Source organism: Halalkalibacter alkalisediminis (genome assembly GCF_028610705.1).
Classification (GTDB): Bacteria; Bacillota; Bacilli; order Bacillales; family Bacillaceae_D; genus Halalkalibacter; species Halalkalibacter alkalisediminis.
On record NZ_JAQQWT010000105.1, the window covers coordinates 1 to 1,662 of the forward strand.

Below are 1,662 nucleotides of genomic sequence, written 5' to 3' on the forward strand. Positions count from 1 at the left end.
AGAGATGCTAAATAAAAACCATACAGAATGGCTTTGGGTTGATGTAGAATATGAGGAAAACATACAAATGATGCAGCAGCAAGAAGAGAGAGATTTCCCTTCTACTTTTCGTAGTGGTCAAGTATACGGATACCCATATAACAGTATAACCGACTGGAGCACTCCTGACTTTTTTATTAATCAACTAAGGCATGAAGAAATACAGTCAAGTTCATATCATCGAGACGTTGCCAATGATTTGTTAAAGATGTTAAAAGAAGATAATCCTGAATTAATTCCTGAAGAGGTTCATATTATTGGCGCTGTTTTGACTGGGACTGCTGATGAATTACGAGAATATCAGGATAAAGAATTTATAAGAGCTTCATCACTAGGAGCGTCTATTAATAAATATTGATAATTCGTCACAATGCTTTAAGAAAGGATGAGCGAAGATAAGGGGCTGTCGTAATACAGCTCTTTTGGCTTATTAAGAAGAGTTATAAAAGGAAGCCTGATAGTTGGATATACGGTGGCAGACTTCTTGATTTAGTTGGGAGTCTAGGTCGGAAAGGTGCTGAAATACTCAATCTTGTGAATAGGATTAGTGTTTATTATTGATTCTGTATTCCTCGAACGGGTGCGTTTCTGCAACAGCAACAGGGATGCATTTTCATTAACGAAGCAGGTTTCTTCAAGAAGAGTGTTATTGTTTTTAAGTAGTATCATTGCAATGTGTGAGGGGATTTAATATGTTTGTACTTTATATGTTGTTGGCAATAGCAGGAATGGCAATGTTGATATGCGTTTTGTTATTCTTTATTTACAGAATATTTAGAGACAAAAAGAACGTATACTCTTGGTTCTCTTTGATGATAATCGTTTTCTTTTTAGGTCTTGCCATTTGGCAAAGTTTATCTTCTTTTAACATAAGGTTTTAATTCTTATTAAAGAATAATAACAGAAGCGAGTGTTTAAATGGTAAAGTAATGGTAATGAGGGAGGAGGAGTAAAATGCCAATTTTCTCTGTAATCGCATTTACATCCTTGATTGTTGCAATCGTATCGTTATTTTTTGCTATCAGGAGTAAGTATCAATTTTACTGGATTTCTGCCATTGGAATTTATATTTTTAGCTTTTTAGCAGGTTTTTCGATTGGACAAATGACAGTTGGTTTAACCTTTATACCCTTAACTTTGGTTATTGGATATTCTTTTGGTTGCATAAAAAATAAAACGCACGGCATTATTTTTCTTTGTTTAGGCATTATTATTGGATTTCTTATGGTGATGTATGTAGGTAACTTGTTATTCTATCCATTATTTCCTCTATTGAACTAACGGGTAGCGTTAGTGCAACAAAACCTAACTCTGTTGTTGTGGTAAATGAGGTCATTTGTCGTACAAAAAAAGGATAGGCAAAGCAGTTATCCTCACTGCTCTCCTATCCTTCTTCTTTTGCCCTTTTAAATGTGTAACATTTTATAAATAAACTACAATATAAAAGGTTTTAATCATTTACTTGACTTTTAATAAAAGATTATGAGAGTTTATTTGCTCAATTGACGTTCTAATTCTTCTAACTCTATGCTAATACCTCCAGATAGACTTACCCCTTCTTTGTGGTTATGCTGCTCCTTAATAAAGGCATTCCACTTCTCTTTTTCTACAAAAGCGGTTTTA

Annotated in this window: 2 protein-coding genes; both read left to right on the forward strand. The window is 33.9% G+C overall.

Annotation, left to right across the window (positions count from 1 at the left end; translation table 11 throughout):
- A partial coding sequence (locus PQ474_RS26010; protein WP_273848480.1) for an anti sigma factor C-terminal domain-containing protein occupies positions 1-397 on the forward strand: 397 nt, incomplete at its 5' end.
- A gap of 596 nt (positions 398-993) precedes the next feature.
- Positions 994-1,320 carry a hypothetical protein gene (locus PQ474_RS26015; protein WP_273848481.1) on the forward strand — a complete coding sequence of 109 codons (327 nt, stop codon included), beginning with the start codon at positions 994-996 and terminating at the stop codon, positions 1,318-1,320.
- Positions 1,321-1,662 lie beyond the last annotated feature (342 nt).

What these genes read in the sequence shown, in the direction of transcription:
- PQ474_RS26015 (WP_273848481.1), top strand. Translation starts at nt 994, where the DNA reads ATGCCAATTTTCTCTGTAATCGCATTTACATCCTTGATTGTTGCAATC.